Below are 22,101 nucleotides of genomic sequence, written 5' to 3'. Positions count from 1 at the left end.
CGTTAACGCGTTGGAGGGGGACTGTCGTTTCCGGCAACATCGGGTAGACGGAGACGGATTGAAAAACACCGATTCCAGTGCGGTGCTGCAACAGGCTTGGCGATATGGGCGATTTTTGGGTTTTTGGCTACGGTTCGCTGATCTGGCGGCCGGGATTTGCGCATATCGAGACGCGGCGCGCCCGCCTCCATGGCTACCGCCGCTCGCTGTGCGTCTACTCCTTCGTGCATCGCGGCACGCGCGAACGGCCCGGCCTGGTGCTCGGCCTCGACCGTGGCGGCTCCTGCATCGGGCTGGCCTTCCGCGTCCCCGGCGATCTGCGCAACGAGGTCATCACCTATCTGCGCGAGCGCGAGCTGGTCACCAATGTCTATCTCGAGCGCATACTTAGCATTCGCCTCGACAATGGCGATAAGGGTGGCGGCGATAAGGGGGGCGGCGATAAGGGTGGCGGCGATAAGGGTGGCGGCGAGACGGACGGGGGCGAGACGGTCTCGGCTGTCGCCTATGTCGTCGACCGTACCCACGAGCAATATGCCGGTGCGCTCGATGCGGCCGATGCGGCGACCGTCGTTCGCGGGTCCGTCGGCCAGTCGGGAAAGAACGAGGACTACGTGCTCAGCACGCTGGAGCACCTCGAAGCGCTTGGGATCCGCGACCACTGGCTGGAAGAAGTGGCGAAACGGATCGGGTCGTGATCTTCTTTCGTTGTTTGACCATGATCTTTCCGAAAACCGGTTCCACTTTTTGCTTCGCTGACCTTCGGTTCGGGATCATGGTCCGGGCTACATCCTGAAAATCTGCTTTCCGAGATCGGCGCGATCCAGGCTGTTTGCCACGGCGAGCTCGAACTGCGCCAGCGGATGGATGCCGCCGACAGAGATATGGAAATCGGGTTGGCCGAAGATGTCAACAATCTCGCGCAACACCGGCCGGTCGGCTTCGACAGGCGGCGAAAAGAAGTAGCGGTAGATATTTGCCCTGATCTCTACGCCGCTCAGCAGCACGTCGAAATTGTGCAGTTCGAAACGCTCGCTGCTCATGCCGCCATTGATGACCATCTGCCCGCCCATCGCGAGGGTGCGGATCAATTCGCCACTGGCGGGTCCGCCGACATTATCGATGATCCCGTTCAACCCGGCGCCGCCGGTCATGTCCATGACCGCTTCCCTGATGCCGACCTTCAAATCCGACAGATCGAGGGTGGCGGTGGCACCAAGCCGCTTCAGGTCCAGCCTGTCGTGAGAGCGTCGCACGAGCGCGATCACGTTGATGCCGCGCCGTTTGGCGAACTGCATCACCATCGTCGAAACCGATGAATAGCCGGCCGTGACGGCCAGCCACTGTCCAGGCTGCACACGGGAATCCGCCAGCAGGTCCCAGGCGGTGATGGGGTTCACCATCTGTCCGGCGCGTTCGAGCGGATAGTCCGCAGGTAGCGGGATCAGCCATTCGGCCGGAACGGCCGCATATTCGGCCCAGCTATTGTAGTAGCTGAACGCGACAAGCGTGCCCGGTTTCAAAGCGACGTTCGCGCCCACGGCATCGATAATGCCGGCGCCATGATTTCCGGCGATCTGGTGGGGAAAATGCGGCTTCTTCGGTTCGGGATAGAGGTTCTGGATGAACAGGAAGTCGCCAGGGTTGACCGAGGCGGAAACCATCCTGACCAGCACCTCGCCGTCGCTAATTCGCGGCATGGGTACGTCGTGCAGATAGAGCACGTCCCGCGGCGAGCCGATTGCGTCAAACACGATTGCTTTCATCTCGGCCTCCAACAACGGGCGATCTGGTCATGCAATCTGGACGCGGCCAGATCGCAGGCACCGATGTTTGCATCGGTGTCGCGGAACCTATGCTCGCTGGCAAAAATCGGAATTGGCAGATTTGACAATCTATGTGCTAAACTTGCCATAACTGTTCAAAAGGAGGCATCTTGGACAATCGTTCCGTCCACGCCGTGATCTGGCTGCCGTCGACCTTTTATTCGGCCGTCGCCGCGACACTTGTCGAAATGTTCGAGCTGGTGAACACAATTCGCGGCGCGCCGGCGATTTCCTTCGAATTCGTGGCTCGGCAGGCCGACGCCACGACGACGCCCGGGATTTCCTTCCATACCAGACGCGAACCCTCGCAGCGCATGGACCTGCTGATCCTGCTGGCCATGCCCGGCATGCAAATCCCGGAGCTTGTTGCCGCGCTGGAGGAAGAGAGCCGCCACGCCGCGCCGCTTATCGCAAGCGCGCAACGCGACGGCGCCATCATCGCCGCGCATTGCGGGGCCGGTTACTTCCTGGCAGACGCCGGTCTTCTCGACAGAAAGCGCGCGACGATCTCCTGGTGGCTGAAGACCGATGCTCAGCGCCGCTTTCCGAAGGTGCGTTGGGACGCGTCTCGTGTGCTGATCGGGGACGGACGGATCTACACTTGCGGCGGCGGTTTTTCCGGCTTGGAGCTCGGCAAGGCGCTTCTGCGGGATCTTGGTTTCGCCAGGGAGGAGCGCCTGGTTCGCAAATTGCTGGTGCTGCCGCCGTCGCGGCAGATCCAGACGCCCTACGAGTTCCCGCTCACCGATCTGCTGCCCACGCAAGAGCCGTTCCGCGACCAGCTCGAAGCTTCATCCAGAAAACAGCTCGGAGCGCTCGACCTTGCCTTCCTTGGAGCGCAACTCCGCCTGTCGCCGCGAACGCTGGCGCGCCGGTTTTCCGATGAATTGCACACCACTCCTGGCCGATGGATTCAAGACCGGCGCCTTGAGGCCGCGAAAACACTTCTTGAAAGCACCAAACTCGGCATTTCGGAAATATGTTACCAGGTCGGATACCGGGATACGGCCTCATTCAGCCGGCTTTTCAACCGCGTGGTCGGACTGCCGCCTGGTGAATACCGGCGCCAAAGCCAGTAGACATTTGGAGCGCGGCGAGTCGCGCCTTTGTGAAGCGCTGGTCCATCGGAAAAGACAGCCGGGCCTTTGACCTCCGCGCGGTGAGACCTAGTTAAGCCCGGGCTTTTCGCCCGCTCCTTTCCATTCCCCACGGAGATCAGTCTTGCAGAAACGTCGTCTCGGTCAAACCGACCTGTCCATCGCGCCGCTGGTCCTGGGCGGCAACGTTTTCGGCTGGACCGCCGACGAGAAAACCTCTTTCGACCTGCTCGACCGCTTCGTCGGCGCCGGTCTCAACGCCATCGACACGGCGGATGCCTATTCGCGCTGGGTTCCCGGCAACAAAGGCGGCGAATCCGAAACCATCATCGGAAAATGGATGAAGAGCCGCGGCAACCGCGACAAGGTCGTGGTGATCACCAAGGTCGGGTCGGATATGGGACAGGGCAGGAAAGACCTCTCCGCCGCCTATGTCGAAAAGGCCATCGATGCGTCGCTGAAGCGGCTGCAGACCGATGTCGTCGATCTCTATCTGTCGCACTGGCCGGATCCGACGACCCCCTACGAGGAAACGCTCGGCGCCTACCAAAAACTGCTCGCCAAAGGCAAGATCCGCTACGTTGGCGCCTCCAATCTCGATGCCGGCCAGTTGCGCGCCGCGCTCGACGTGGCAAGCCTGCGGGGCCTGCCGCGCTACGCGGTGCTGCAGCCGGAATACAATCTCTATGATCGCGCCTCCTTCGATGGGCCGCTCCGCGATCTGTGCATGGCCGAGGATCTCGGCGTCATCAGCTATTTCGGCCTCGCCAAGGGTTTTTTGAGCGGCAAGTACCGCAGCGAAGCTGATCTCGGCAAAAGCGCGCGTGGCGACGGCGTGAAGCGCTATCTCAACGCGCGCGGCATGCGCATCCTGGCGGCACTCGACGCCGTGTCGGCGCGTCACTCGGCCAAGCAGGCGGAAGTGGCGCTCGCCTGGGTGATCGCGCGGCCCGGCGTCACCGCGCCAATCGCCAGCGCCACGACGCTGGACCAGGTCGACAGCCTCGTTCACGCCGCATCATTGAAGCTCAGCCCAGACGATATCGCCGAGCTCGACAGCGCGAGTGCGTAGCCGCGTGTGAAGTGACTGCTTGCGTGTCCCAGGACATTCAAGCAGTGGATGCGTCAAGGACACCCGGCCGCGGACGAGTTTGCACGATCGTTCAAGACGCTCGGCGCTGCCTTGCCGTACTGTCCCTGCATCGACGCACGATGCGGGGATGACGCATGGCCGGACAAGTTCTATCCCACCCGTATCTATGGCAGCAATTGCTCGCGCTTGTGCTGGCATCGGCGGTTGTGATGGGCAGTCCGGGGCCGGCGACGATCAGCGTCACCGCCGTTGGGGCCGCCTTCGGTCTGCGCGATTCGCTCCGCTACGCCTCGGGCATCGTTCTTGGCACGGTCGCCGTGCTTTTGGTCGTGGCGACGGGCATCACGGCCATGCTTGCCTCTGTGCCGAAGCTCACATCGCTCTTGGCGCTGGCATCCGCAGCCTACATCCTCTACCTCGCCTTCAAGATAGCAACGGCTCCGCCTCTGGCTGCGCGTAGCGGCGGGGCGGCACTTCCCACGTTCCTGGGTGGGTTTCTTCTGGCCGTCGCGAACCCAAAAGCCTACGTGGCGATTGCCGCTGTGTTCGCCGGCACGTCGTCCGCCGGTGAGCTTGATGCAAGCCTCAAGCTGGCGGTCCTCGCCTCGATGATCGTCGCCATCCATGCCCTTTGGCTTCTCGCCGGGGCAGCGTTTGCGCGCTTCCTGCGCGAACCGCTGGCCTCGCGGATCATCAATCTGACGTTCGCGGCGACGCTGGTTTTGACGACGGCACTGGCTGTGGTTCCCTAGGGGGATATTACCGGTCAGGCAGCAGTTCAGGCCGAGGTATCGGAGGCCAGCTCACTCAGCCGCTTCACCGCCGTCGGCGGCATAGGCGGCGGGCTGGGCGCATTGGAGGCCTCGACGAGCAGCTGGTCGCAGGCGGCTTCCGTCTCACCAATAAGCCGTTCCATGAATTCCTGCTTATCCAACCCGGGTGGGATCGGCGGGAGGAAGCGGGCCTTGATCGTGCCGGGATAACGCAGGAATTTCCGGCGCGGCCAGTAGAGGCCGGCGACATGGGCGACCGGCACCACCGGAATGCCAAGCTGCGCATAAATCTCGACGATGCCGTATTTATAGGCCGGCTCGTCGCCCGGCGCCCGGCGCGTACCCTCGGGATAGATGATCAGCTGGCGGGGATTGCGCGCCAGCTCCTGTTTGGTCGCGGCGACGACTGCCTTCAATGCTTTCGAGCGGCTGCCGCGGTCGACCGGGATCATCCGCATTTTCAAGATGTACCAGCCGAAGAACGGGATCCAGGTCAGTTCCCGCTTCAGGATGTAGATCGGATCCTGCAGGAGGGGGAAGAAGGCAATCGCATCCCAGAAGGATTGATGCTTGGGCGCCAGGATGAAGGAGCCTTCGGGCAGGTTTTCCTGGCCGGTGATCTCGCTTTTGGTGCCGGCGATCTTGTCATAAAGCCACATGCTTGTGCGCGACCAGAATTTCGGCACGAACCAGGCGCGGTGGCGCGGCGACAGGAAATAGTACGGGGTCCAGAGGATCATCTGGACGATCAGATTGACATAGAAGACGAAGTTGAACGCCAGCGAGCGGATAAGGAGCATGGGAGAAGTGCCCGGTGAGGAGGTGTGCGTTGGTTACACCAAGCGCGGGCAAAAAGGAAACGATGCGATGGCCGGCGATGACTTGGTTACCAGTTCGTCAGGCCTGCCACGTCGCCTGCACCAGCCGTTTCTTCAGGCGTGGGCCGGCGAAATCGAGGAACGCACGCAGTTTCACCGGCAGCAAACCCTGACCGGCATGCACGAGACTGACCGGCCATGGCTGCGGCTCGAATGCCTGCAGCACGGCGCGGAGTGTGCCCGCCCGCACCGCAGCTGTGACCTGGTAGGAAAGCACCCTCGTCATCCCGGCGCCGGCAACCGCGGCATCGACCGCCGCTTCCGCGGTGTTGACCCGAAGCCGTGAGCGGATCGGAACAGCGAGCTCGGTCTTGCCGGTGGCAAAAGTCCATGCGGCGGGAGCGGTGAGCCCCTCGAAGGTGATGCAGTTATGTGCCGCGAGGTCTCTCGGGGTCTCCGGCATACCGTGCTCGGCCAGATAGGCCGGGCTCGCGCAAACAACGCGCCGGATCGAGCCGATGCGGGTGGCCACCAGGCTCGAGTCGGGAAGCTCGCCTATGCGGACGGCGAGATCGATATGCTCCTCGCTCAACTGGGTTATCCGGTCCGCGAGCATCAGGCGGATAGCCACGTCGGGGTAGGCGGCGAGGAAGCCGGTGACTACCGGCAGCACATGCAGGCGGCCAAAGACGATCGGTGCGGTGATGATCAGTTCGCCCGTCGGGGCGATGTATTCGCCGGCGGCGGTCCGCTCGGCCTCGCCGACCTCGTCGAGAATGCGACGGCAGGCCGCCAGGTAGGCGTGACCCGCGTCGGTCAGCGTCAGCTGCCGTGTCGAGCGATTCAGGAGACGCGTCTTCAGATGCCGCTCTAGGTCGGAGACCTTGCGGCTGACCGTTGCAAGTGGGATGCCGAAACGGCGTCCGGCGGCCGAAAGGCTGCTGGCCTCCACCGCGGCGACGAAAAGCGACATGGCCTCGAGGCGATCCATGGTTCTCCCGAAAAATGGAAGGATCAATTGCGAATATGACAGCTACATCCGAAACATGGAAGGGGGCATATTTGGTGGCGAAGCTGATCGACGAGAAGGAAATGCCATGCCCCGTATCGCTACACCTGCGTCCATAGAGGCCGCGCCTGCTGCGTCGCAGCCGATGTTGCATGCCGTCGAGGAGCAACTCGGTGTCGTCCCAAATCTCTTCAGGCTCGTTTCCAATAGCCCGGCTGCGCTGGAAGGCTATCAGTCTGTCCGGAGCGCTTGCCAGGGGCCGCCTTCCCGCGCCGACGCGCGAGCGCATCGCTCTGGCGGTCGCCGAGATCAATGGCTGCAGCTATTGCCTTTCCCCCCACACCTATCTCGGCAAGAACCTCGCCAAGCTTGACGACGCCGAGATGGTCGCCAATCGCGGCGGCGGGTCCAACGACCCCAAGGCCGCCGCAGCGGTGCGTTTCGGCGCCAAGGTTGCGCGCGACCGTGGCCATATCGGCGACGAGGATCTCACCGCCGTCCGGCTCGCAGGCTACGATGATGCGCAGATCATCGAGATCGTCCAGCATGTCGCTCTCAATGTCTGGACCAACTATGTCAATGAGGTTGCCAGGACGGAGATCGACTTTCCGCTCGTTTCTGCCCGCAGGGCAGCCTGAATTCAGCAACCGTGAGCCCATTGCAAGGAGTTCCCATGGCCGAAAGACAGAAGGCACGCATGGCGGAGGATGCCTGGAACTCCCGTGATCCGGCACGGGTCGCGCTTGCGTACACAATCGACAGTCGCTGGCGTAACCGGGCCGAGTTCCTGCAAGGACGCGATGCCATCCAGACCTTCCTCACACGCAAATGGGGTCGCGAACGCGACTATCGGCTGATCAAGGAGGTCTGGGCCTTCCGCGACAATCGTATTGCCGTGCGTTTCGCTTATGAATGGCACGACGACAGCGACTTGTGGTTTCGCAGCTACGGCAATGAGAACTGGGAGTTCGATGAACATGGATCGATGCGCTTGCGTATCGCCAGCATCAACGACCTGCCGATCCGCGAGGCCGACCGCAAATATCATTGGCCGCTCGGCCGCCGGCCGGACGAACATCCCTCTCTGACGGACCTCGGCCTTTGAAGGAGGCTTTCCAATGAGCGTTCACGTCTTCACCAGCGATGTCGCCTTTACGCCAACCGTCAAGGCGATCCAGGCCCGCAAAGGCTCACGCGTGGCCTATGCCCGCGTCGAGGAGCGTGGCGGCTGGCAAGCTGATATCACGCCCGATCTCGCCGCCTTCATCGAGGCGCAGACCAGCGTCTTCCTGTCGACGGCCAATGGTGAGGGCCAGCCTTACATCCAGCATCGCGGCGGGCCGGCCGGCTTTCTCAAGGTGCTCGACGAGCGGACGATCGGCTTCGCCGATTTCTCCGGCAACAGGCAATTCATCACCCAGGGCAATCTGGACGACAACCCCCGCGCATTCCTGTTCCTGATCGACTATGCGCACCGACAGCGCATCAAGATCTGGGGCAGCGCGCGTGTCGTCGAGGACGACGCCGAACTGATGGCGAAGCTGATGCCGGAAGGCTACAAGGCCCGCCTCGAACAAATCATCCTGTTCACGGTTTCGGCTTGGGACTCCAATTGCCCGCAGCATATTCCGCAACGGTTCGAAGCTGCCGACGTCGCGGCGGCGCTGGCCGAGCGGGACAAGCGTATCGAACGTCTCGAACAGGAGATCGCGCGCCTGCGCAGTGCCTCATGCGCCACGGTCAAGGAATGATACAGGTCCAGATCGGCTCAGTTCGGCGCAGCAGCCTCGGCCAGCGCGATGCCGGTTGGCGTTGGTTTCACCGGCACGATGCCGCGCGCCAGCGCCAGCAGATATTTGTTATATTCGGTGAACAGCACGCGCAGCGCCCTGGGCTTGGTCAGCCAGCCGCCATTGCCAAGGTTGCTGTTGACAACCGGATAGGGCTCGAGCTTGGCCTTGTGCAGCAGCCGGCCCATTTCCAGCAGGCTGCGCGGCATGTGATAGTTGTTGGTGACGAGGATCACGGTGCCATAGGCGTGGTCTTCCACCCACTTGGCACTTTCCTCGGCATTTCCGATCGTGTCGAGCGCGGCGCGGTCGATATCGACGCAGCAGGAAAACAATTTCTTGTCGCCGCGGGTCGCGACCTGAAGCTGGCGGCGGCTGGCGGAAGGATGCACGCCGCTGATCAGCAGCCGCTCGCCCTTGCCGGACGCCAGCAGACCCATAGCGGCGTCGAGACGCGAATGGCCGCCGGTCAGCACGATGATGGCATCGGCTTTTGCCGGATTGATAGGCGTCGCGAGACGGCTGACAGTGTTGGCGAACCAGCCGAAGCCGCCGGCAAACAGCGTTGCCAGCACGAGCAGAAAGAAAGCGGAGATGCGCAATGCGCCCGCCAATCGGCCGGGCGTGACGCGCTCGCTGAATGGCCCAATCACCAAGGGTAACTGTCCAGCGGTTCCGGTCGACTCGCGCGCGTCCATCGTCTCTATCGTTAACCCCGAAATGCGGCGTTTAGTAGGTGGAAAAGCACACATTACGTTACGCTAATTCTCTATTCGTGATCACCCCGCGTCCGGCTGGCGGACATCGATGTCGCTGAGATAGGTGACGACGGTGACATGGGAGGTTGCCGCCGTCAGCGCACCGATGACCAGCACCATGAGGACGACGCCGAGATAGCCGGCCGAACCGATAGCGAAATTACCGAACAAGGCGGTCGCCTGATCGGCCTCCGGCGTTGCCATGTTGCGCGACGACCACCATGAGAAGACGATGAAGACGAGCACCGCCGCCGCACCCCCGGCGGCTGCGCCCTTCATGCCGGTGACCAGGAAGTGGTGGCGGAATTCGCGCGCGATGAAGCGCGCTTCGGCGCCGACGAAATGCAGCACCTCGATGATGTGGCCGCTGCCGGCCATGGCGCCGCGCGTTGCGAACACCACGGTCAGCACGGTTGCCGACAGCATCAGCGCCAGCACGGCGATGCCGATTGTCACCGTGGTACGGGCCATGGCCACCAGCCGGTCGACCCAGGTGCGATGGTCGTCAAGTGCTGCACTGGGCAGCTTCGGCGTGATCGCGGCGCGCATTGCGGCGAAGTCGGGCGGGTTGTTCTCGTCTATGGTGACGATGATCAGACGCGGCACCGGCAGCTCGTCGATGTTGAGACCCGAACCCAGCCACGGCTCCAGTAGCCGCGCCGTGGCATCGCGGTCGACGATCCTGGCGCTCTTCACACCAGGAAATTCACCGGCGATCTGCGAGGCCTGGGCAAGTGCTGCCTCCATGTCGAGGCCATCCACCGGCTTGATCTGGATGGTCGCCTCGCGTGAGATCTGGTTCTCCCAGACCGAGGCGGTGTCACGCACCAGCGTCACCGCGCCGAAGGTCAGGCAGGAGAGGAAAGTCATGATGGCAATGACCAGGACCAGTGCCCGGCCGGCGATGTTCTGCGCCGGCAAGATCGGCGCCATCTTGCGCTGAACGCGCTGCGTCGTCGCAGCCTTACCGGCGTGCTGGTCTTCGGCATGGTGAACGGAAAGGTCAGTCATAGATATCCAGCCTTCCGCCGGCCAGGATCATGCGCCGTGCGTCGACCTGTTCCATCAGGCCGAGGTCGTGCGTTGCAATCACCACCGCAGTGCCCAGCCGGTTGAGTTCGATGAACAGCCGCAACAGGCGTCGCGCCAGCGGCGGATCGACATTGCCGGTCGGCTCGTCGGCAAGCAGGATCTCGGGCTGCTCGATCAGCGCCCTGGCAATTGCGGCGCGCTGCTTCTCGCCACCCGACAGCACCGGCGGCAGCACATGCATGCGCTCGCCAAGGCCGACCCATTTCAGTAATTCGGTCACGTCGGTGCGGTAGCTCGCCTCCTCTCGCCCGCGCACGCGCAGCGGCAAGGCCACATTCTCATAGGTCGTCATGTGGTCGAGCAGGCGAAAGTCCTGGAACACCACGCCGATGCGCCGCCGCAGATGCGGCAGCTCGGTGCGCGAGATGCGCGAGCGGTCCTTGCCGAAGATGGTGATCAGCCCGCGCGTCGGCTTGAGTGACATGAACAAAAGCCGCAGCAGCGTCGTCTTGCCGGCGCCCGAAGGGCCGCTCAGGAACTGGAAGGAGCGCTCCGGTATGTGCAAGGAAATGTCGCGGAGGATTTCCGGACCCATGCCATAGCGGAGGCCGACATTTTCGAAGCGGATCACGTTCGACGACCTAAAACTTGCGGCGGCGACGAGCCAGCCTTCTCTGGGAAGAGACCATCGGCCGGCATGGTTAACCGGCGGTTAATTCGGAGGTTTTTTAGGCGCGTCACAAGGGTTCCGGTGGGGAAGCGTTAACCATTTCCGTTTACGCAAAAGAAACGAAGACGAACAAGTGCCGTAGTGCTGGGGCCGTGATGGCTGACGATCGAACCGCGCGCCCGGTTTCCGGCGAATTCATGACCGATTCGGCCGCAAATCCTGCGCCGGAACGCATCTTGCGTGATCCAGCCGCCGACGTCGTCGATGCCGACTTCGAGGTGCTGCCGCGCTTCACCGCCAGCATGGACCTTTCACCGCCGCTTTCGCGGGTGATCGCCACGCCATCGCTCGAAGGCATGGACATGTTGCGCAAGCCGAAAGCCGCGATGGAACGGCTGCGGGCGTCGCGCGGCGGGCCGATCTTCTGGATCGCCGGCCTCAGCGTGGCGTTTGCAGCCTTCTGGATCTCGGGCGGGCACGCGCTGGTGCGCCAGGCGCCGCTTCTTCTCGCGGCACAGGAGACGGGCGCTGCACTCAGCATTTCAGGCGTTACGTCGCGTATCGATGCGTCCGGGCCGGAACCTGTCCTGTTCGTCGGTGGCGAGGCCGCGAATGACGGTGCCAGCCCGTTGCCTTTGCCGCCGCTGGAAATCCGGGTCACCGGCAATGACAGGCGCACAACCCGCTATACGCTGGAGACATTCAACCATTCGCTGGCGCCCGGCGAAAGATTTGGCTTTTCCAGCCGGCTCGACGTGCCTAGAAACGGGGTCAAGACCGTCTCGGTCACCTTCGCCAATTAGGGGCGATCATTTCTGGAAAGGCGGCTAATGCCAATCGTGCGTGGCAAGGATATCGAGGTCTTGTTTTCGGCGTCGGCGATTGCCCGGCGCAATCTGGAGCTCGCCAAGGAGATCGCCGGGCACGATTATGAGGACCTTCTGGTGATTTCGGTGCTGAAAGGATCGTTCATCTTCGCCGCCGATCTTATCCGCGCCATGCACGATGTCGGCCTGTCGCCCGAGGTCGAGTTCATCTTCATTTCCAGCTACGGCGCCGGTACCACCAGCGGCGAGGTGAGGGTGCTGCGTGACATCGACAATGAAGTCGCCGGCCGCGACGTGCTGTTGATCGACGACATTCTCGAATCCGGCAAGACGCTGTCCTTCACCCGCGACCTGATGCTGTCGCGCGGCGCCAAAAGCTGCGCCATCGCCGTGCTGCTCGACAAGCGCATGCGCCGCCAGACTGCGCTCAACGCCAACTATGTCGGCTTCGACTGCCCCGACTATTTCGTCGTCGGCTACGGCATGGATGTCGCCCACGCGTTTCGCGAATTGCCGTTTGTCGGCGTCGTCAAGGGCGACGCATAGATTTATCTTCGATGCCGTTTGCGGTTCAGGAAAAGTCAACTTTTCCCCGCCAAACATTCCGCTATGGCAAAGCTCCTGATCGTCGAGGACGATGAGTCCGTCCGCACCCTCGCCGCCCGCGCGCTCGAACGCGCCGGGCATATGATCGACATCGCCGCCGACGGCGCGCAAGGGCTTGCCCTGATCCGCGCAGCACGTGGCGGCTATGACCTTGTCGTTTCCGATATCCGGATGCCGGAAATGGACGGCATCCAAATGGCCAAATCGGCGGCGTCGCTTTTTCCGGCGATGAAGATCTTGCTGATGACCGGCTATGCCGACCAGCGCGAGCGCGCCGAGGAATTGAACGGTGTCATTGTGGACGTCGTGCAAAAGCCGTTCACGCTGGCAGAAATCCGCGCGCGTGTCGAACAGGCGCTCGCCTGTTTTGCCTAGCGGCCAAAGCCTGATTGCAGTCAGGCCGGATCGCAGGTTGCCGCGATTGCCGGCGCGCTGCTCCGGCGCCGATTGGCGTTTAGCGCGAACAGACCGGCGCCGATGATGAGGGCCGCGCCGACGACGGTGGTCGATCGCGGCACTTCGGCAAAGAACAGGAAGCCCCACAGCGGCGACCAGATGATGCCGGTGTACTCGAAAGTGGCGACGCTGTTGGCGGGCGCCAGCCGGTATGCCTGCGACAACAGGACCATCCCAGCCGAAGCGACGAAGCCGCAGGCCGCCATCTTCAGGAAATCGATTGGCGTCGGCCAGATCCATGGCCTGACCAGGAATTCGAGGCTCGGATGCGTGGCGTGAGCTATTCCCCCCAGCCAGAACAGCCCTGCAACCACTGCAGCGCCCAAGAGGTAGACGCCGTTCTGATAGAACGCCATGACCGTGGCTGATTCGGTGCCGCCGATCTTGCGGGCCATCAACTGCGATAAGCCGTACAGCACCGCCGAGGCCAGCGACAGCAGCGCCGCCCAGTCGAACAGCCCGGCACCGGGCCGCAGCATCACTAGCACGCCCAGCATCCCGACCATGACGGTGACCAGCGTCTGCCACGCCACTCGTTCGCCGAGATAAGGGCCGGCAAGCGCCATGATGAACAGCGGTGCCATGAAGTAGAGCGCCACCGCGTCGGCAAGCGACAGGGCGGCGATCGCCAGGTAGTAGACCGTGTAGGAGGTGAACAGGATGAAGGCGCGCGTCGTCAGCATGCGAAATCGCTTTGAAAAGATCGCTCTGAGTCCGACATCGGCATGAACGAGCACGAGAAGAATGGGCAGGGCGACGATGGAGCGGATCGCCATCACCTCGGTCACCGGATAGGTGCCCGACACGGCCTTGATCAGCGGATCCTGGAGCGAGAACACCAGAACGCCGAGGCAAAGGCTTGCCATGCCGAGAACGATCCGGTTCTGCATGTCGTTCGACGGCTCCTTGCTGTGCGGCCCGGAACCGGGCCTGCGTTCGGGGTAAAAAGAACCCGCCACCGTTTCGGGCAGCGGGTACGAGTGAGGACTCTATATTGGTCCGCGGCCGATTTCGCAGCCGCATGTCCAATGGGTGAGGCGACTATTATCCGCCGTTTGACATGTTGCAAACGAATTGGAATGATGCCAGCAATCAGAATTTCTAATGGCGGACAAATGAAGCTCACGCTCGACAGCGATCTGCTGCGCACCTTCGTAGCGGTTGCCGACACAGGCAATTTCACCAAGGCAGCGGAGCAGGCCGGCCGTACCCAATCGGCGGTTTCGATGCAGATGAAGAAGCTCGAAGATGTGCTCGGCGACAGCCTGTTCGAGCGCGGCTCGCGCGGTGTGGCGCTGACGCGCCGCGGCAGCGAACTCATCATCAACGCCCGCCGGATCGTATCGCTGCTGGACGAGACGGCGGCATCGATGGTCGCAGCGCCGCTTGGCGGGCCGGTTCGCATTGGCATTCCGGAGGAATATGGCCACGCGATCCTGTCTCGCGCGCTCGGCGCTTTTGCCAAGCGCCATCCTCAGGTCGACATCACCGTCCGCTACGCGCATTCGGGTGCGCAGATCGCGGCGCTCGCCGCCGGCGACCTCGACCTGGCGGTGGTGTTCGAATGGCAGGACCTCTCCGGCGGAGAGGTGCTGATGCATGATCCGACCGTATGGGTAACGTCGGAGCTGCATCACATGCATGAGGAGCGACCGGTGCCGATCGCCCTCTATAATCGTGCCGGCTGGTGCAAGGATTTCGCGATCAAGTCGCTGGAACAGCGCGGTCTCGCCTACCGTGTCGCCTATACCAGCGACACCAATGGCGGCCTGCGGCTCGCCGTCACCTCCGGGCTGGCGATTGCGCCGATCTCGCGCAGCAACATCCCGGCCGGCTGCCGCGAACTTACGGCCGCCGACGGGTTCGGCGACATTGATTCGTCGAACGTAGTGCTGCGGCGCAATCCGAACGCTTCCGGCGAGGCCATCGACGGCATGGAAGAGGCGATCCGAGAGGCGTTCACCAACCGCTAGAGCAGGGCAGCTTTACTTCAGCTCCAGCAGCCGCTCCAGATAGCTGCGCTCGATGTCGGGGCTGAGCGCGTTGCCGAGCCGCTTGCGGATCGCTTCGAGAATCTGGCGGGCGCGCTGCACGTCGATCTCGTCCGGCACCTTCACCGAATCGCCGAAATCGGGACCCTCGGTGGCGCGCGGCCGGCCGAGCGGATCGCGGTCGGCGTTCTGCTGGCGGCCGCCTCGCTCGCCGTCGCCCTCGTCGCCCTGCATGGCCTGCAATTGCTTCATCATGTCCTTGGCGCCCTTGCGCAGCGCTTCCAGCGCGCGGCCCTGGTGACCGACGGCCTGATCGCCATCGCTGTCGCCAAGCGCCTGTTCGGCGTTGCCCATGGATTTGCCGGCCTCGCCAAACCCTTCATTGGGCTCGAGACCCATGCCTTCGAGACCTTTTCTCAGCTGGTCGAGGTCGCCTTGCAGCTTGCCCTGGCCTTCCTGCAACCGCTTCAGCGCGTCGGCGAACTCCTGCGGCGTCATTGGCCGGCCGAGCGGATCGCGGTCTTCACCTGGGCCGGGCTGCTCGCCCTGTTCGCCCATTTGGCCCTGCTCACCGTTCTCGCCGAGCTGCTCGTCGCGATTCTGCCCGCGCTGTTGCTGGCCGCGCTGCATCTGGTCCATGCGGAACGTCTCGTTCATCATCTCCTGCTGGCGCCGCATGATCTCGCCGAGTTTGTCCATCTGCTGGCGCATTTCACTGTTCTGCTGGCCGCCCTGCTGCTGACGTCCGGCCTGCAGATTGTTCATCATGTCCTGCAGTTGCGAAAGCAATTGTTGCGCGCTGTCGCGATCGCCTGATTTCGCCAGGTTTTCGATCTGGTCCATCATGCGTTCGATGTCGCTCTGGCGCAGTTCTTGGCCGTTCTGCTGCATCTGCGGCGCGTTCGGATTCTGCTGCGCACGCTGGGCGAATTCCTGCAGAAACTGGTTCATCGCCTCGCGCAGTTCCTTCATCGCCTTGTCGATTTCCTCGTCGCTGGCGCCGTTCTTGATCGCGTCCTGCAGCGCCTGCTGCGCCTGGCGCAGCCGCCGCTCGGCCTCCGAAAGATTGCCTTCCTCGATGCCGAGCGCGATCTCCCACAGATAGGCGACCTCGTCGCGCAGCTTGTCGTCGCTGTCAGCCATCTTCAACCGGGTGCGGGCGCTCATGATGGCGAGGTAGTGCGCCATGTTGTCGAACGTATCTTCGGGCCTGAGCGTGATCGCGTCCATCAGGTCGAGCACGCGGCTCTTGGAGTTGGCGTCGAGCGCCAGCACGCGGCGCTGCTCGATCACGGCCCTCGCCAGCGGGTTGGAGAAAGGCCGCTCCGGCATCACCAGCGTCTTAGCCTCGCTGGTTGCCGTATGTCCGGCGTCGTCGGTGGCGACAAGCGTGAGCTTGATGTTGCCGCCGGCCCAGACATGCTCGGTCAGGTCCTTCGTGGTCTTGGCGGCGTTCCCCTTGGCGCCGCGCCGCGGCAGCGTCAGCGGCATTTCAGGCGGGCCATAGAGCGGATGCGCATTCGGCGCCGGTGGATCGGCCAATGCGAAATCCGCCTTGGCGGAGGCCGCGCCGTAGTCGTCGTCGATCTGGTAGTTGAGTTCGAAGGAGCCGTTGACGGCGCGTTTCGGCTCGCCGACGAAGCGGATCTGTGGCGGCTTGTCCGGGATCACCGCGAAGGCCCAGTTGCCGAGTTCGTCATTGCCCGATTGCAGCGTCAGCGTGCCGTTGGTCGTCAGCTTTCCTGTGAACTGGCGCACCGTGGAGGGCGTTGCCGTCGAGGGCGTTGCCGCCGCCGGTTTGGCCGCGTCGGCCTTCTGCCCGGTCGGTTCGATGGTCCTGGCGTTGCCGTCGGCGTCGGCGTAGCTCAGCGTTTCCTCGCCCGAACCGCCGGTGACGCGCAGGGACACATCGCTGCCTTCCGGAACGGTGAAGGTGGACGCAGCCTGCTTGCCATTGTCGGCGAGGGCTGGGTTGGCGAGGGCGGGGGAAGTGAGGAAGACCGGCGGCCTGCCGGTGTAGGCCGGCGGCGTCACCCAGGCGTCGATGCGCGGCGGCACCGCGTCGCGCGCCGCGTGGGCACTGAACCCGTCTGCGATGCGGCCGCCCGACGGTCCAAAGGAGAAGGCAAAGGCGGTGACCAACAAAAGCGCCGCCACGGCGCGCAGCCCCCACGGGTCGCGCTCCGGAACCCGGGTGCGTGGCATGTCGCCACCAAGGTTACCGAGTTTTTCGGCCATGCGTTTCTGGTGCTCACGCCACAGCGCTTGCGAAAAAATACTCTCCCTGCCGCTCGGCCGGTCGGTCTGCACCAGCACCGGGCTGTGCAGCAATTGGTTGGCAGCCTCGATGCGCCGGTCGATCTCGGCGCTGGTCGGCACCCGGAAGAAACGCAGGGGATAGAGCGCGGCAAGGGCTGCGATGCCGAACACTGCCATGAGGCTCATGCGCGCGGTGTCGGGCAGCAGAAGGAAGAGGCCGAGCCACGAGACGCTGAGGAACAGGCTGGCGACGATGACCAGCGGAAGAAGCAACGGCCAGCCACGCTCGACCGTCATCGAGACCCGTGTCGCCAGCCGGCTCAGAGCAAGGCGCCCGGCCAGGCTGCGATCACTGGTGAAGGTGGGTCGTTGCGTCATCGGCCCTTCCTATTCGGGCGGATAACCCGAACCTCACAAATCTATCGCACCGGCCCGAGAATCGGATGCGAAGGACTCAAACTCTTAGATGCATGTCGCTCCAAACATACCAAGAAACACGGCGAAGGCGAGGCAGTTCCCTAAAACGTGAACAGGACTGCCCCCATTATCGTCAGAATTTAGCCGGATTGGTGTTTGCACCGCAGACCAGTACCGCGACACGCTCGCCCGCAGCCGGCGCGTACCGGCCGGACAGGATCGCTGCGAAGGCCGCAGCGCCGCCCGGCTCGGCGATGATTCGCACTCGGTCCCAAAGCGCCGCCTGCGCGGCGATAATCTCGTCGTCGCTGACCAATATGGAACGCTCGACGAAGGCCTCGGCGATTGGAAACATCATTTCGCCGACGCGCTTCGGCGCCAGCGAATCGGCGGCGATGCCCTCGGCTGGCGCATCGACGGGTTGACCGGCCTCGAAGGCGCGATAAAGCGTCGGCGCTCCTTCGGGCTCGACGGCGACGATCCTGATTCGGCCGGCAAACCAGGCGGCGATGCCGCCGATCAGGCCGCCGCCACCGACGGCGACCAGCAGTGTGTCGAGCTCAGGCAGGTCGGCCTCGATCTCGAGGCCAAGCGTGCCTTGCCCGACAAGCGTTTCCTCCTGGTTGAAGGCGTGGATCTGCAGTGCACCGGACTTTTCGGCAAAGTCTTCGCTGGCGACCAGCGCCTCGGCATAGCGCGCGCCACCGACGACCAGCTCGGCGCCGTAGCCGCGGATGCGTTCCAGCTTGGCCGGCGGGCTCACTTCGGGAACGAAGATGGTCGCCTTGTGACCGAGCCGCATGGCGGCATAGGCGACCGCAGCGCCATGATTGCCGCCCGATGCCGCGACAACGCCAGCCTTGGGAACCGGCCGCTCGAGAAGATTGGTGAAGGCGCCGCGTGCCTTGAACGAGCCAGAATGCTGCAGGCATTCGAGCTTCAGGTCGACGGCAAGAGGCGGACGGGCGAAATCGGCCATGTCGACGCGCAGGACCGGCGTGTGGCGCACGAATGGCCGGATGCGGGGTTCCATTGCTGCGATGCGTTCGCGTGTGATGCTATTGCTGTTCAGCACGGCCTGCTCCCAAGGGTTGACATCACTTAGTAACTTAGCAAAATGGCTAAATGCAAGAGGTTGATGTCTTCAAGGCGATCGCCAACGAGCGCAGGCTGCAAATCCTCGAGTGGCTGAAGGATCCGCGCGCGCATTTTCCACGCCAAGCGGATGGCGATCTTGTCGAGGACGGCGTCTGCGCGCTGCTGATTGCGGAAAAGCTTGGCATTACCCAGGCGACGCTCAGCGAGCATATGCGGGTGCTCACCCAAGCCGGCCTTCTCAGCAGCAAGCGTATCAAGCAGTGGACGTTCTATCGCCGCGACGAGGACAGGATCGCCGAGACGAGGGCGCTCATTCAGCACCGGTTGTAGCGCTGCAGGTGCTCTATTCTTGTTTGACCATGATCTTTTCCGAAAACCGGTTCCCACTTTTTCGGGATCATGGGTCTATTCCAGCCAGTCGGGCAGCGAATCCAGTCCGATCAGCGCGTCATAGGTCTGGCGCGGGCGCACGACGTGGAAACGATCGCCGTCGACCAGCACTTCGGGCACCAACAGGCGGGTGTTGTAGGTGCCGGCCTGCACCGCGCCGTAGGCGCCGGCAGTGGCGACGGCGATCAGGTCGCCGGCCTTCAGCCGGGGCAGGTCGCGGTCGAGGCCGAGATAATCGCCGGTCTCGCAGACCGGGCCGACCACGTCGACCGTCATGCGCGGCGCCGCAGCCGGCTGCTGCACTACCGGCTTGATGTCATGGAAGGCGTCGTAGAGCGTCGGCCGGATCAGATCGTTCATCGCGCCATCGACGACCAGGAAGTTCTTGGCGTCGCCCTCCTTCGCGAAGATCACTTGCGAGACAAGAATGCCGGCATTGCCGACGATCAGCCGGCCCGGCTCGAACATCACCTTCAATCGCAGCTTGGTGACGTGCTTCTTGACGATTTGGGCATAAGCGTCCGGCAAGGGGGGTGGGCTGTTGTCGACGCGGTAGGGAATGCCGAGGCCACCGCCGAGATCGATGTGCTCGATGGCGTGCCCGTCGGCACGCAGCACGCCGACCAGCTCCACCAGCAGCGCGAAGGCGTCGTCGAAGGGCTGCAATTCGGTGATCTGGCTGCCGATATGGGTGTCGATGCCGGTGACCTTGATGCCAGGCAGTTCAGCTGCGCGGGCATAGACCTGGCGTGCCTTCTGCCAGGGAATGCCGAACTTGTTCTCGGCCTTGCCGGTGGAGATCTTCTTGTGGGTCTTGGCGTCGACATCGGGATTGATGCGCAGCGAGATCGCAGCCACCTTTCCCAATGCCGTGGCGCGGGCCGACAGCAATTCAAGTTCCGGTTCGGATTCGACGTTGAAGCACAGAATGCCGGCCGAGAGCGCAAAATCCATTTCGCGCGCGGTCTTGCCGACGCCCGAAAACAGGATCTTGTTGGCCGGAATGCCAGCGGCCAAGGCGCGGCGCAATTCGCCTTCCGAGACCACGTCGGCGCCGGCGCCGAGCTTGGCCAGGATCTTTAGCACCGCCTGGTTGGAATTCGCCTTCATGGCGTAGCAGACCAGCGCGTCGAGCCCGGCAAAGGCCTGCGCAAACACGCGGAAATGCCTGGTCAGCGTCGCCGTCGAATAGCAATAGAACGGCGTGCCGACGCTTGCGGCGATATCTGATATCGCCACGTCCTCGGCATGCAGCACGCCGTCGCGGTAGTCGAAATGGTTCACAACAGTGGTTCCGGATGTTGAAGCCGATAAGATCGGCCGATCTCATCGGCTCTAGATCAGCGGGTCGAGAATGAACTTCTTGTCCTTGACCGGTTTTTCCGGCTCCGGCGGCACGGGCTGCTCGGCCTTTTGTGCGTCCTTGCGCGCCTGCACGGCCGCCTCATAGGGCGTGTCGAGGCCGGCTTTCCTGCCGCAGGCCGTTACGGTTGCCAGCGCCACCAGCAGCGTCAGCGTCACCAAAATCCTGCTTGCGGTCATCGATCCATCCGTCTGAAACTTTCGCCCGCCGCTTTTAGCCGAGTTTTGCTGGCATTGCACCTAGTGTGGTGGATTAGAAGTTCCTGCCATTGATGGCATTCGCGTCAAGGAACTTCAAATCCAAAACCACACTAGAATTCATCAATTAGCTCGTGCGGCTTTTGAATCCGAAATTCGCTCGCCGCGCTGCTCCAGCGTGATGCGAATTTCGGATTCGCCGCACGAGCATCACGCCTTGGCGATGTGCTTTTTCCAGTACCGGATCTGCTTCCTCACCTCCGACGGCGCGGTGCCGCCGAAGCTCGTGCGGCTCTTCACCGAATTCTGTACGGCAAGCACCGAAAACACGTCCGCCGTGATGCCGGGGTGAATGGACTGCAAGTTTTCCAGCGGCAGCCTGTCGAGCCCGATTTTCTTCTCCTCGGCCAGCGCCACCGCGCGGCCGGTGACGTGGTGCGCCTCGCGGAACGGCAGGCCGAGCGTGCGCACCAGCCAGTCGGCAAGGTCGGTCGCGGTCGAATAGCCTGACCCGGCGGCCTTCTTCATGGCGGCCGCGTTCACTGTCATGTCGCGCACCATGCCGGTCATCGCCGCCAGCATCAGATCGAGCGTCTCGGCGGCGTCGAACACAGATTCCTTGTCCTCCTGCATGTCCTTGCCGTAGGTCAGCGGCATGCCCTTCATCACCGTCAGCAGGCCGACCAGATGGCCGGTGACGCGGCCGGTCTTGCCGCGCACCAGCTCGGCGGCGTCGGGGTTCTTCTTCTGCGGCATGATCGAGGAGCCGGTGGAGAATGAGTCCGACAGCCTGACGAAGCCGAATTGCGGCGTCGACCAGATGATGATCTCTTCGGCCAGCCGCGACAGATGCGTCGCGCAGATCGCCGCTAGCCCCAAGAATTCCAGTGCGAAATCGCGGTCCGAAACGCTGTCCAGCGAGTTGCGCATCGGTTCGCGGAAGCCGAGCGCCTTGGCCGTCTGGTGCCGGTCGATCGGAAAGCTTGTGCCGGCAAGGGCGGCCGCACCGAGCGGGCTTTCGTCCATCCGTTCGATGGCATCGCGGACACGCGACAGGTCGCGCGAAAACATCTCGACATAGGCCATGCAGTGGTGGCCGAAGGTCACCGGCTGCGCCGCCTGCATGTGGGTGAAGCCCGGCATCACCGTCGCCGCATGCTCCTCGGCCCGTACCAGGAACGCCGTGATCAGGCCCTTCAGCGCCTCGGCGACGCGAAAGCATTCGTCTTTGACCCACAGCCTGAGATCGACCGCTACCTGGTCGTTGCGGGAGCGGGCGGTATGCAGGCGGCCGGCGGCCGGGCCGATCAGCTCGGCAAGGCGGGCCTCGACATTCATGTGGATGTCTTCCAGCCTGGTCGAGAACTCGAACGTGCCGGCTTCGATCTCTGCCAGGATCGTGTTCAGCCCGTGAGCGATTTTTTCTTGATCGGCCGTCGAAATAATGCCCGTTTGCGCCAGCATCTCGCTATGGGCGATCGAGCCTCTGATATCCTGCGCATAGAGTTTGCGGTCGAACGAGATCGACGCGTTGATCGCTTCCATGATCGCGGCCGGACCCGAGGCAAAACGTCCGCCCCACATCTGGTTGCTGGCCTTCTTGTCGCTCATCGCTATAACCCGTTGCTCCG

At 63.2% G+C, this 22,101-nt stretch carries 23 protein-coding genes and 1 pseudogene; 12 read left to right on the top strand and 12 right to left on the bottom strand.

Annotated features, from left to right (window positions below):
- The first annotated feature begins 104 nt into the window (after positions 1 to 104).
- Positions 105 to 698 carry a gamma-glutamylcyclotransferase gene (locus ACWUKX_RS09550; protein WP_456006082.1) on the top strand — a complete coding sequence of 198 codons (594 nt, stop codon included), beginning with the start codon at positions 105 to 107 and terminating at the stop codon, positions 696 to 698.
- An 87-nt stretch (positions 699 to 785) separates the two neighbouring features.
- On the opposite strand, the gene ACWUKX_RS09545 is transcribed toward ACWUKX_RS09550, so the two are convergent.
- On the bottom strand, positions 786 to 1,766 hold the full coding sequence (locus tag ACWUKX_RS09545; protein WP_456006080.1) for a quinone oxidoreductase family protein: 981 nt from the start codon (positions 1,764 to 1,766) through the stop codon (positions 786 to 788).
- A 170-nt stretch (positions 1,767 to 1,936) separates the two neighbouring features.
- Here ACWUKX_RS09545 and ACWUKX_RS09540 point away from each other — a divergent pair, with 170 nt between their 5' ends.
- From ACWUKX_RS09540 to ACWUKX_RS09530, 3 genes are all read left to right on the top strand, one after another.
- Positions 1,937 to 2,905, top strand: coding sequence for a GlxA family transcriptional regulator (locus ACWUKX_RS09540; protein ID WP_456006078.1), 969 nt, complete (start codon positions 1,937 to 1,939; stop codon positions 2,903 to 2,905).
- 142 nt (positions 2,906 to 3,047) lie between these two features.
- Positions 3,048 to 3,995 carry an aldo/keto reductase gene (locus ACWUKX_RS09535; protein ID WP_456006076.1) on the top strand — a complete coding sequence of 316 codons (948 nt, stop codon included), beginning with the start codon at positions 3,048 to 3,050 and terminating at the stop codon, positions 3,993 to 3,995.
- Positions 3,996 to 4,150: 155 nt separating this feature from the next.
- Positions 4,151 to 4,768, top strand: coding sequence for a LysE family translocator (locus ACWUKX_RS09530; RefSeq protein WP_456006073.1), 618 nt, complete (start codon positions 4,151 to 4,153; stop codon positions 4,766 to 4,768).
- A gap of 26 nt (positions 4,769 to 4,794) precedes the next feature.
- Here ACWUKX_RS09530 and ACWUKX_RS09525 read toward each other — a convergent pair whose 3' ends face one another.
- Entirely contained in the window at positions 4,795 to 5,589 is a 795-nt protein-coding gene (locus ACWUKX_RS09525) for a lysophospholipid acyltransferase family protein (RefSeq protein WP_456006070.1), read from the bottom strand.
- 97 nt (positions 5,590 to 5,686) lie between these two features.
- Positions 5,687 to 6,598, bottom strand: coding sequence for a LysR family transcriptional regulator (locus tag ACWUKX_RS09520; protein WP_456006067.1), 912 nt, complete (start codon positions 6,596 to 6,598; stop codon positions 5,687 to 5,689).
- Positions 6,599 to 6,704: 106 nt separating this feature from the next.
- Between ACWUKX_RS09520 and ACWUKX_RS09515 the strand changes: the two are divergent.
- From ACWUKX_RS09515 to ACWUKX_RS09505, 3 genes and pseudogenes are all read left to right on the top strand, one after another.
- Positions 6,705 to 7,254, top strand: a pseudogene (locus tag ACWUKX_RS09515) (carboxymuconolactone decarboxylase family protein).
- Between the two features lie 35 nt (positions 7,255 to 7,289).
- On the top strand, positions 7,290 to 7,721 hold the full coding sequence (locus ACWUKX_RS09510) for a nuclear transport factor 2 family protein (protein WP_456006065.1): 432 nt from the start codon (positions 7,290 to 7,292) through the stop codon (positions 7,719 to 7,721).
- A gap of 13 nt (positions 7,722 to 7,734) precedes the next feature.
- Positions 7,735 to 8,367, top strand: coding sequence for a pyridoxamine 5'-phosphate oxidase family protein (locus ACWUKX_RS09505; protein ID WP_455840011.1), 633 nt, complete (start codon positions 7,735 to 7,737; stop codon positions 8,365 to 8,367).
- A 17-nt stretch (positions 8,368 to 8,384) separates the two neighbouring features.
- Here the strand turns inward: ACWUKX_RS09505 and ACWUKX_RS09500 are convergent, their stop codons facing one another.
- The 3 genes from ACWUKX_RS09500 to ftsE form a co-directional block, all read right to left on the bottom strand.
- On the bottom strand, positions 8,385 to 9,104 hold the full coding sequence (locus tag ACWUKX_RS09500) for a YdcF family protein (RefSeq protein WP_456006063.1): 720 nt from the start codon (positions 9,102 to 9,104) through the stop codon (positions 8,385 to 8,387).
- A gap of 81 nt (positions 9,105 to 9,185) precedes the next feature.
- Positions 9,186 to 10,175, bottom strand: coding sequence for a cell division protein FtsX (locus ACWUKX_RS09495; RefSeq protein WP_456006060.1), 990 nt, complete (start codon positions 10,173 to 10,175; stop codon positions 9,186 to 9,188).
- Positions 10,168 to 10,827 carry a cell division ATP-binding protein FtsE gene (ftsE, locus tag ACWUKX_RS09490; RefSeq protein WP_010911739.1) on the bottom strand — a complete coding sequence of 220 codons (660 nt, stop codon included), beginning with the start codon at positions 10,825 to 10,827 and terminating at the stop codon, positions 10,168 to 10,170. Before ftsE ends, ACWUKX_RS09495 begins: the two co-directional genes overlap by 8 nt.
- 191 nt (positions 10,828 to 11,018) lie before the next feature.
- Between ftsE and ACWUKX_RS09485 the strand changes: the two genes are divergently transcribed.
- The 3 genes from ACWUKX_RS09485 (at position 11,019) to ACWUKX_RS09475 (ending at position 12,674) form a co-directional block, all read left to right on the top strand.
- Positions 11,019 to 11,669 (top strand): hypothetical protein, encoded by a 651-nt coding sequence (locus ACWUKX_RS09485; RefSeq protein WP_456006058.1) that lies wholly within the window; start codon positions 11,019 to 11,021, stop codon positions 11,667 to 11,669.
- 27 nt (positions 11,670 to 11,696) lie between these two features.
- On the top strand, positions 11,697 to 12,239 hold the full coding sequence (gene hpt, locus ACWUKX_RS09480; protein ID WP_456006055.1) for a hypoxanthine phosphoribosyltransferase: 543 nt from the start codon (positions 11,697 to 11,699) through the stop codon (positions 12,237 to 12,239).
- Between the two features lie 63 nt (positions 12,240 to 12,302).
- Positions 12,303 to 12,674, top strand: coding sequence for a response regulator (locus ACWUKX_RS09475; protein WP_455840006.1), 372 nt, complete (start codon positions 12,303 to 12,305; stop codon positions 12,672 to 12,674).
- Between the two features lie 20 nt (positions 12,675 to 12,694).
- Here ACWUKX_RS09475 and ACWUKX_RS09470 read toward each other — a convergent pair whose 3' ends face one another.
- Positions 12,695 to 13,645 carry a DMT family transporter gene (locus ACWUKX_RS09470; protein WP_456006053.1) on the bottom strand — a complete coding sequence of 317 codons (951 nt, stop codon included), beginning with the start codon at positions 13,643 to 13,645 and terminating at the stop codon, positions 12,695 to 12,697.
- Between the two features lie 225 nt (positions 13,646 to 13,870).
- Between ACWUKX_RS09470 and ACWUKX_RS09465 the strand changes: the two genes are divergently transcribed.
- Complete coding sequence (locus ACWUKX_RS09465) at positions 13,871 to 14,728, top strand: LysR family transcriptional regulator (RefSeq protein WP_456006051.1); 858 nt, start codon at positions 13,871 to 13,873, stop codon at positions 14,726 to 14,728.
- Between the two features lie 12 nt (positions 14,729 to 14,740).
- Here ACWUKX_RS09465 and ACWUKX_RS09460 read toward each other — a convergent pair whose 3' ends face one another.
- Positions 14,741 to 17,383, bottom strand: a complete 2,643-nt coding sequence (locus ACWUKX_RS09460; protein WP_456006048.1) for a TIGR02302 family protein — start codon at positions 17,381 to 17,383, stop codon at positions 14,741 to 14,743.
- Positions 17,384 to 17,555: 172 nt separating this feature from the next.
- Positions 17,556 to 18,497 (bottom strand): threonine/serine dehydratase, encoded by a 942-nt coding sequence (locus ACWUKX_RS09455; RefSeq protein WP_456006045.1) that lies wholly within the window; start codon positions 18,495 to 18,497, stop codon positions 17,556 to 17,558.
- A 50-nt stretch (positions 18,498 to 18,547) separates the two neighbouring features.
- Here ACWUKX_RS09455 and ACWUKX_RS09450 point away from each other — a divergent pair, with 50 nt between their 5' ends.
- Positions 18,548 to 18,850, top strand: coding sequence for an ArsR/SmtB family transcription factor (locus ACWUKX_RS09450; RefSeq protein ID WP_029348599.1), 303 nt, complete (start codon positions 18,548 to 18,550; stop codon positions 18,848 to 18,850).
- Between the two features lie 75 nt (positions 18,851 to 18,925).
- Here ACWUKX_RS09450 and lysA read toward each other — a convergent pair whose 3' ends face one another.
- The 3 genes from lysA to argH all read right to left on the bottom strand — a co-directional run bounded on the left by lysA (position 18,926) and on the right by argH (position 22,081).
- Positions 18,926 to 20,194: a diaminopimelate decarboxylase gene (gene lysA, locus ACWUKX_RS09445; protein ID WP_456006042.1), complete on the bottom strand. Its 1,269-nt coding sequence runs from the start codon at positions 20,192 to 20,194 to the stop codon at positions 18,926 to 18,928.
- A gap of 51 nt (positions 20,195 to 20,245) precedes the next feature.
- Entirely contained in the window at positions 20,246 to 20,452 is a 207-nt protein-coding gene (locus ACWUKX_RS09440; RefSeq protein WP_029348597.1) for a hypothetical protein, read from the bottom strand.
- A 228-nt stretch (positions 20,453 to 20,680) separates the two neighbouring features.
- Positions 20,681 to 22,081, bottom strand: coding sequence for an argininosuccinate lyase (gene argH, locus ACWUKX_RS09435; RefSeq protein ID WP_456006040.1), 1,401 nt, complete (start codon positions 22,079 to 22,081; stop codon positions 20,681 to 20,683).
- Positions 22,082 to 22,101: the final 20 nt, after the last annotated feature.

It is taken from the genome of Mesorhizobium sp. f-mel (genome assembly GCF_053850215.1).
Note: the sequence above shows the minus strand (reverse complement) of the source record. Positions and strands in the feature narration are given on the sequence as shown.